Source organism: Phaeovulum sp. (assembly GCF_041596715.1).
In the GTDB taxonomy this organism is placed as follows: domain Bacteria; phylum Pseudomonadota; class Alphaproteobacteria; order Rhodobacterales; family Rhodobacteraceae; genus UBA6213.
On the sequence record NZ_JBFHIA010000153.1, the window covers coordinates 1 to 7720 of the forward strand.

6 protein-coding genes are annotated in these 7720 nt (G+C 64.4%); 3 read left to right on the top strand and 3 right to left on the bottom strand.

Annotated elements, in window-relative coordinates; all coding sequences use genetic code 11:
- Positions 1 to 43: 43 nt before the first annotated feature.
- Positions 44 to 835 (top strand): 23S rRNA (adenine(2030)-N(6))-methyltransferase RlmJ, encoded by a 792-nt coding sequence (gene rlmJ / locus ABY403_RS10975; RefSeq protein ID WP_372840855.1) that lies wholly within the window; start codon positions 44 to 46, stop codon positions 833 to 835.
- Between the two features lie 30 nt (positions 836 to 865).
- Here rlmJ and ABY403_RS10980 read toward each other — a convergent pair whose 3' ends face one another.
- The 3 genes from ABY403_RS10980 to metZ form a co-directional block, all read right to left on the bottom strand.
- Positions 866 to 3205 (bottom strand): ATP-dependent helicase, encoded by a 2340-nt coding sequence (locus ABY403_RS10980; protein ID WP_372840849.1) that lies wholly within the window; start codon positions 3203 to 3205, stop codon positions 866 to 868.
- Between the two features lie 94 nt (positions 3206 to 3299).
- Positions 3300 to 4397, bottom strand: coding sequence for a GTP cyclohydrolase FolE2 (gene folE2 / locus ABY403_RS10985; protein ID WP_372840851.1), 1098 nt, complete (start codon positions 4395 to 4397; stop codon positions 3300 to 3302).
- An 84-nt stretch (positions 4398 to 4481) separates the two neighbouring features.
- Positions 4482 to 5657, bottom strand: a complete 1176-nt coding sequence (gene metZ, locus ABY403_RS10990; RefSeq protein ID WP_372840852.1) for an O-succinylhomoserine sulfhydrylase — start codon at positions 5655 to 5657, stop codon at positions 4482 to 4484.
- A 141-nt stretch (positions 5658 to 5798) separates the two neighbouring features.
- Here metZ and ABY403_RS10995 point away from each other — a divergent pair, with 141 nt between their 5' ends.
- A complete protein-coding gene (locus tag ABY403_RS10995; protein ID WP_372840853.1) occupies positions 5799 to 6500 on the top strand; it encodes a glutathione S-transferase N-terminal domain-containing protein in 702 nt (233 codons plus the stop codon).
- Positions 6501 to 6641: 141 nt separating this feature from the next.
- Positions 6642 to 7571, top strand: a complete 930-nt coding sequence (gene fabD / locus ABY403_RS11000; RefSeq protein WP_372840854.1) for an ACP S-malonyltransferase — start codon at positions 6642 to 6644, stop codon at positions 7569 to 7571.
- The last annotated feature ends 149 nt before the right edge of the window (positions 7572 to 7720 follow it).

The following is a 7720-nucleotide window of genomic DNA, read 5'->3' on the forward strand; positions in this document are numbered from 1 at the left end:
GCCACGGCGCGGGGCATTGGGGGCAAAGCCCGAAAGTGCGGAAATGCTCAGCTATCAACACACCTATCACGCGGGAAATCTGGCAGACGTGCACAAGCACGCGCTTTTGGCGAGCATGCTCGACTACCTTGTGCAAAAGCCAAAACCGCTGACCTACATCGAAACCCACTCTGGCCGCGGCCTATATGCGCTGGATGCGCCCGAGGCGCTGAAAACCGGTGAGGCTGCGGCAGGGATCGGGCGGGTCGAGCGGCTGGGATGGTTCGCGCCAACCCACCCATACGCGCGCGCGCTTGCTGCCACCCGTGCAGCGCACGGTGCCAACGCCTATCCCGGCTCGCCACTCATCGCCGCGGCACTGCTGCGGCAGCTCGATTCGATCCGGCTGGCCGAATTGCACCCACAAGAGTTTGCAGCCCTGCGCGCGGTGATGGCACCGCATGGCGGCATCTTTGAGCAGACCGACGGCTTGCAGATGGCGCTTTCCATCACCCCGCCCACACCGCGCCGCGGCATCCTGCTGATCGACCCAAGCTACGAGATCAAGTCCGAGTATGAAACCCTGCCGGGGTTCATCACCAATGTTGCGCGCAAATGGAATGTTGGCGTGATCGCGCTTTGGTATCCGCTGCTGGCCACTGCGCCGCACACGCCGATGCTTGCAGCGCTGAGTGCCGCACATCCTGCGGCGCTGCGTCACGAGGTCCGCTTTCCCCCCGCGCGCGAAGGCCACGGTATGCAAGGCTCTGGCATGTTCATCCTGAACGCGCCTTGGGGCACCGAGGCCGAGGCCGCGCGGCTTGGCAAACTGTTCGCGGCACTTCCGCGCGCCTGATCGGCACCTATTCCACGGCGAATTGGAGGCTCAGAACGGCACGTCGTCCGCCGCGCTGGCCGCAACGACGAAACTTGCCAGCAGCTTCTTTTCGCCCGCCTTGTCGAACGCGACGCTCAGCTTGTCGCCCTCGGTCAACAGAACCGTGCCGTAGCCGAACTTCTGGTGGAAGACGCGCGCGCCGGGCTCGAACTCGCTGACAGCATCAAGATCGATCGTCATATGGCGGGCCGCGCGTGGTTGCGCCATCGGGCGAAGCGCCGCGCGCTCCTGCATCCGTTTCCAGCCGGGCGAGGCATAGACATCGGCACGCGCCGCCCGCTCTTCGATGCTTGATGCCGCCGAACGCGCCGCCGCGCCATAACCGCCGCCATATAGCCCCGGCGGCGTCAGCACCTCGACATGCACTGCCGGCAACTCGTCAATGAAGCGCGAAGGCAGCGCCGATTGCCATTGCCCATACACCCGGCGGTTGCCCGCAAACGAGATCGTGCACAGCTGTTCGGCGCGGGTGATGCCGACATAGGCCAGCCGCCGTTCTTCCTCGAGCGCCTTCAGCCCGCCCTCATCCATGCTGCGCTGGCTGGGGAAAAGCCCGTCTTCCCAGCCGGGCAGAAACACCGCCGGAAACTCCAGCCCCTTCGCCGCATGCAGCGTCATGATCGAGACCTTTTCGGCGGCGTCTTCGCTGGCGTTATCCATGATCAGCGACACGTGTTCGAGAAAACCCTGCAAGTTTTCAAACTGTTCAAGCGCCTTGATCAGTTCTTTCAGGTTTTCAAGCCGCCCCGGTGCCTCGGGCGATTTGTCGGCCTGCCACATCGCCGTGTAACCCGATTCATCGAGGATGGTTTCCGCCAGCGCCTCGTGTGGCGCACCGGCACGAACCGCCCTGTGCCAGCGATCCACCCCTTCGACAAAGCCGCGCAACTGCCCCGCGCCCTTGCCGCCGATGCGGCCCGACGCAACCACATAGCGCGCGGCCTCCAACAGCGAGGTGCCGTCTTCGCGCGCGGTCGCCTGCACGGTCTGCACCGCCTTGTCGCCCAATCCGCGCTTGGGCACGTTGACCACGCGCTCAAAGGCAAGGTCGTCTTCGGGGCTGACGGCAAGGCGGAAATAGGCCATCGCGTCGCGGATTTCCTGCCGTTCATAAAACCGCGGGCCGCCGATAACGCGGTATGGAAGGCCGATAGTCAGAAAACGGTCCTCGAAGGCGCGCATCTGGTGGCTGGCGCGCACCAGAATCGCCTGCCCGTTCAGCCCCACCGGGTCAGCACCACGGGTGCCGCGCTGCACCGCCTCGACCTCATCGCCGATCCAGCGCGCTTCCTCTTCGCCATCCCAATGGCCGATCAAGCGCACCTTGGCACCACCCTCGGCCTCGGTCCAAAGCGTCTTGCCCAAGCGCCCGGCATTGGCCGCGATCAGGCCCGAAGCGGCGGCAAGAATATGCTCGGTCGAGCGGTAGTTCTGTTCCAGCCGGATCACCGTCGCGCCGGGAAAATCCTTCTCGAAGCGCAGGATGTTGCCCACCTCGGCACCGCGCCAGCCGTAGATCGACTGATCGTCGTCACCCACGCAGCAGATGTTGCGATGCCCCTGCGCCAAAAGCCGCAACCACAGATACTGCGCCACGTTGGTATCTTGATACTCGTCAACCAGAATGAAGCGGAACCAGCGTTGATACTGCGCCAGCACGTCAGGATGGGTCTGGAAAATAGTGACCACATGCAGCAGCAGATCGCCAAAATCGACCGCGTTCAGCGCCCGCAGGCGTGCTTGATAGGCTGTGTAAAGCTCGCCGCCATAGTTGTTGAAGCTGGCCGCATCGGCGCCCTTTACCTTTTCAGGGGTCAGCGCGCGGTTCTTCCAGCCATCGATCAGCCCGGCAAGCATTCGCGCAGGCCAGCGCTTTTCGTCGATATTCTCTGCCAGAATCAACTGCTTGAGCAGGCGTATCTGATCATCCGTGTCGAGAATGGTGAAGTTCGATTTCAGCCCCACCAGCTCGGCATGGCGGCGCAACAGCTTCACGCAGATCGCGTGAAAGGTGCCAAGCCACGGCAAGCCCTCGATGCTTTCACCCAATAGCCGCCCGAGTCGCTCTTTCATCTCGCGCGCGGCCTTGTTGGTAAAGGTCACGGCCAGTATCTCGTTCGGCCGCGCTTTTCCGAGGCTGAGAAGATGCGCGATTCGTGCGGTCAGCGCGCGGGTCTTGCCCGTGCCCGCCCCTGCCAGCATCAACACCGGCCCTTCCAACGCCTCGACCGCCGCGCGCTGCGCGGGGTTCAGCCCTTCCAGATAAGGGGCGGGCCGCGCGGCCAGCGCGCGCGCAGACAGAGAGGGGGGCGCAGGTGTCTCGCTCATGGCGCGACAATAGCCTCAGACCGCGCCGAGGCCAAGACGTGTTCGCAGATTGTTCATGCCGCCCAAAATGCTCCGGGCCAAGCCCGCCCCTGCCCTAGCCACGGTGCACAAGACTGGCAAACAGCGCCGGGTCAAGGCTGGTTGCCGCAAAGGTCGGTCCTTCGGTCAGCATGCTTACCGCATCGTGGCTGTGCAGGCTTTCCTGATGGCTGGCCAGCACGCGAAAATCGCCAACGCGCGGTTCGGCCAAAAGCTGGGCGGCAAAGGCGCGCACCGCATCTTCGACAAAGATCGGATGCGCTGCGTTCAGTTCGGCAAATGCCTGCTCGTCTTCGCGCTTTACCATCACCTGCGTTTCGGTGGGCACGGCACGACGCGCCGCCTCGATCAGATCTTCAAACCAGAGGCAGTCCTGCCCCTCCAGCACCACCGAAATGCGCGCTACCGAGCGTTGCGAATGTGGGGTCGCCAGTTGGCCGCGCGTGGCGCGGGCGTGCTCGGCGAGTTCCAGCGAACACGGGCAGGTCGAGGCATAAACGTAATCGAGGTGCATGATGCGCCGCCGCACCCCGGCCTGTTCGACCAGTTCCAGCGCAATGTCGTAATACTGCCAGCCAGACAGGCCAGATCGCAGGGCAGTCACCTTCAAAGGGTAAGAAAAGCGCAACTGTATGCGCGCATCGAACGTGTCGTGATCGGAGAAATAGTCACCCAGCGCCGCCTCCATCACCTCGAACGAAAAGGCGCGTTCGGCGTGCGTGTAGAACGACCGCATGATGCGGCTCATGTTGATGCCCTTGCGCTCGGCATCAAGGCTGACGGTGCCGGTCACTGACGTATCAAGCATGACCTCGCCCCCTTCGCGGCGGCGAAAGCGGATCGGCAGGCGAAAATTGGAAATGCCCACATGCTGAATCGGCGCGCGCGCACCGACAATCAGGCTCGCCGGGCCGTTTTGCAGATCGGGCAGGCCCGCGCGATAGCCTGCATCGGGCGCAAACCCCTGCGGATACTGGCGGTTGAGGTCGGGGTAATTGCCCAAAGGGGCGTCCGGCAACAGCCGCGCGATGGCCGGATCGAGCGTAGCGATTTCGGTCGGCGTGGCACCTGCGGCCCAAGTGCGGAGCAGATTTAGCGCGGTTTCGGCGTCAGTTCGTTCGGGTGCCATAGGCGTCTTTCCCTGAATGTTCATCGCGCGCTCCCGGTGCTGTGCCCAGACCAACCAATGTGGGTGGCCTTCTTGCGTTTCACAACCGAATACGCGCGAACAAACCGATCAGATCACTGCGAGCGCGCCCAGCACATCTGCCAGAAGGTCGCCCGTATCCTCGATGCCAAGCGACAGGCGCACGAGGCCCGGCGTGATGCCCAGCAACGCCTTTTGTTCGGCAGGCAGACGCTGGTGGGTGGTGGTGGCCGGATGCGTGGCGATGCTGCGCGCGTCGCCAAGGTTGTTCGAGATCAGCACGATCTTGAGCGCGTTCAAAAATGCAAAAGCCGCCTCCTGCCCCCCCGCAAGGTCGATCGACACCATCGTGCCACCGCTGCCCATCTGCGTCATCGCCAGTTCATGCTCGGGGTGGCTGGCAAGCCCGGGGTAAAGCGTGCGCGCAACCGCAGCGTGGCCCGAAACCGCCTCGGCCAGCGCCAGCGCACTTGCCGCCTGCGCGCGCACCCGAAGGTCAAGCGTCTGCAAGCCGTTCAGCAGCACCCAAGCGTTGAACGGGCTCAGCGCCGAACCGGTGTGCTTGACATAGGTTTCCAGCGGCCCGCGGATATAGTCGCGGGTGCCGCAGACCACGCCGCCAAGGCAGCGCCCGCCGCCGTCGATGTGTTTGGTGGCCGAATAGACCACGACATCGGCACCCAGTTCCACCGCGCGCGAAAAAACCGGGGTGGCAAAGACGTTATCAACAATCACTACGGCACCCACCGCATGGGCGAGCTTGGCCACGGCTGCAATGTCGATAACCTCTAGCGTCGGGTTGGAAACGCTTTCAAAGAACACCGCTTTGGTCGCGGGTGTGATCGCCGCAGCCCAAGCCGCCAGATCGCGGCCATCGACCAGCGTCACCGCCACGCCGAACCGCTTGAGTATATCGAGCACATAAAGGCACGAGCCAAACAGCGCACGCGCCGCCACCACATGATCGCCCGCCTTCAAGATCGCGGTCAGCGCCGCATTCACCGCCGCCATGCCGCTGGCGGTGGCAAAGGCATCTTCGGTGCCCTCGATCACGGCCATCCGGTCCTCGAACATACGCACCGTGGGGTTGCCGTAGCGGGCATAGATAAACTCGTCCTGCCCTGCCTCGACAAAGCGCGCCTCGGCGGCCTCGGCGGTGTCGTAAACAAAGCCCTGCGTTAGGTGAATAGCCTCGGCCATTTCACCCCATTGGCTGCGACGTGCGCCTGCGTGAACAAGTTTGGTGCGGGGTTTCCATTCGGGCATCGGGGCCTCCGGCGGCAAGGGCTGCGGCAGGGCGCCGCAGCACGCGGCCTAGCGCGATGGCGGCATCGGGTCAACACAGCACCCTTGCAATGCGCGCAAGGTAGGCCATTTTGAGTGCAACCAAATGAGGGAACAAGAAACATGACCGCTGAAATCGAGCTTTACTACTGGCCCACGCCGAACGGATGGAAAATCTCTATCGCGCTGGAAGAAATGGCGCTGCCCTACCACACCAAGTTCATCAACATCGGCAAGGGCGAGCAGTTCGCGCCCGAGTTTCTGGCGATTTCCCCCAACAACCGTATGCCCGCAATCATCGACCCAGACGGGCCAGACAGCGCGCCGGTGTCGGTGTTCGAATCCGGCGCTATCCTGCAATATCTGGCGCGCAAGACCGGGCAGTTCTACGGCGCGAACGAGCGTGACCATATCGCGGTGGAACAATGGTTGATGTGGCAAATGGGCGGCGTCGGGCCGATGGCGGGTCAGGCGCACCATTTCCTGCGCTACGCCCCGGCGATGGACCCACCACAAGACCTGCCCTACGCCAAAGATCGCTACCGCGCCGAGGTGGCCCGGCTTTACGGCGTGCTTGATCGGCAGTTGGCGAAATCCGAGTTTGTGGCGGGCGAGTTCCTTTCGATCGCCGATTTCGCGATCTGGCCTTGGGCAAGCCTTTGGGAAGGCCAGCAGCAAACGCTGGAAGACAAGCCCAACCTCGCGCGCTGGCTAGAGCAGATCGCGGCGCGCCCGGCAGTGCAGCGGGGTCGCGCGCTGGGGGCGGAGTTGCGCGGGGATCTGGCGCGCGACAAGACGGCGCAGTCGGTTCTGTTCCGCCGCTAGGGGCTTGCGGGTTTAGCGCCGCGCGCGCTTTCGGGGCATTTGGGCAATGGCGGCGTGGCGGCCACCGCGTGCCGCTGCGGCAGTTGTGCCGCACCCTGTGCCGCGCTAGACCCATCGAAACGCAATTTGGTGGAGGGGCAGATGACCCGCGCATTCGTGTTTCCGGGGCAAGGGGCCCAAGCGATCGGCATGGGGCGGGCGCTGGCCGAGGCCTATCCGGCCGCGCGCGCAGTGTTTGACGAAGTCGATGCGGCCTTGGGAGAAAAGCTGAGCGCGCTGATCTGGGAAGGTAGTGCCGAGGATTTGCAGCTTACCGCCAACGCCCAGCCCGCGCTGATGGCCACCTCGATCGCCGCGATGCGCGCGCTTGAGGCGGAAGGCGTGGCGGTAACCACTGCAGCCTATGTAGCGGGCCATTCGCTGGGCGAGTATTCGGCACTTTGCGCCGCCGGGGCGATTGGCCTTGCCGATACCGCGCGCCTATTGCGGCTGCGCGGGCGCGCCATGCAGGCGGCGGTGCCGGTGGGTGTGGGGGCGATGGCGGCGCTGCTGGGCCTCGATTTCGAAACCGCCGCCACGGTCGCCGCCGAGGCCGCCAAGGGCGAGGTCTGTCAGGCCGCAAACGATAATGACCCGGCGCAGGTGGTGGTTTCCGGCCATCGCGGCGCAGTTGAGCGCGCGCTTGAAATCGCCAAGGCGCGGGGTGCCAAACGCGCGATCCTGCTACCGGTTTCGGCCCCCTTCCACTGCGCGCTGATGCAGCCCGCGGCCGAAGCGATGGCAGACGCGCTTGCAAGCGTCTCGATCAGCGCGCCCAAGGTGCCGCTGGTTTCCAACGTGCGCGCCGAGGCTGTCAGCGACCCGACGTTGATCCGCAACCTGCTGGTCGAGCAGATCACAGGCTCGGTTCGTTGGCGCGAGTCGGTGATGTGGATGGCCGCGCAAGGTGTCAGCGAGTTTGTCGAGGTTGGCGCGGGCAAGGCGCTTTCAGGCATGATCCGCCGCATCGCGCGCGAGGCGGAATGCCGCGCCGTGGGTAGCCCCGAGGATGTGGCGGCGTTCAAAGGCTGACGGCACGCATGTATTCACGGCGCAAGGCGGTGGCACCGGCGCGGCGACGCTGGTAAGGATCGGCAAGGCCAGAAACGGGAGACAGAGATGTTCGATCTGACGGGCAAGACCGCGCTGATTACCGGCGCATCGGGGGGCATCGGCGGCGA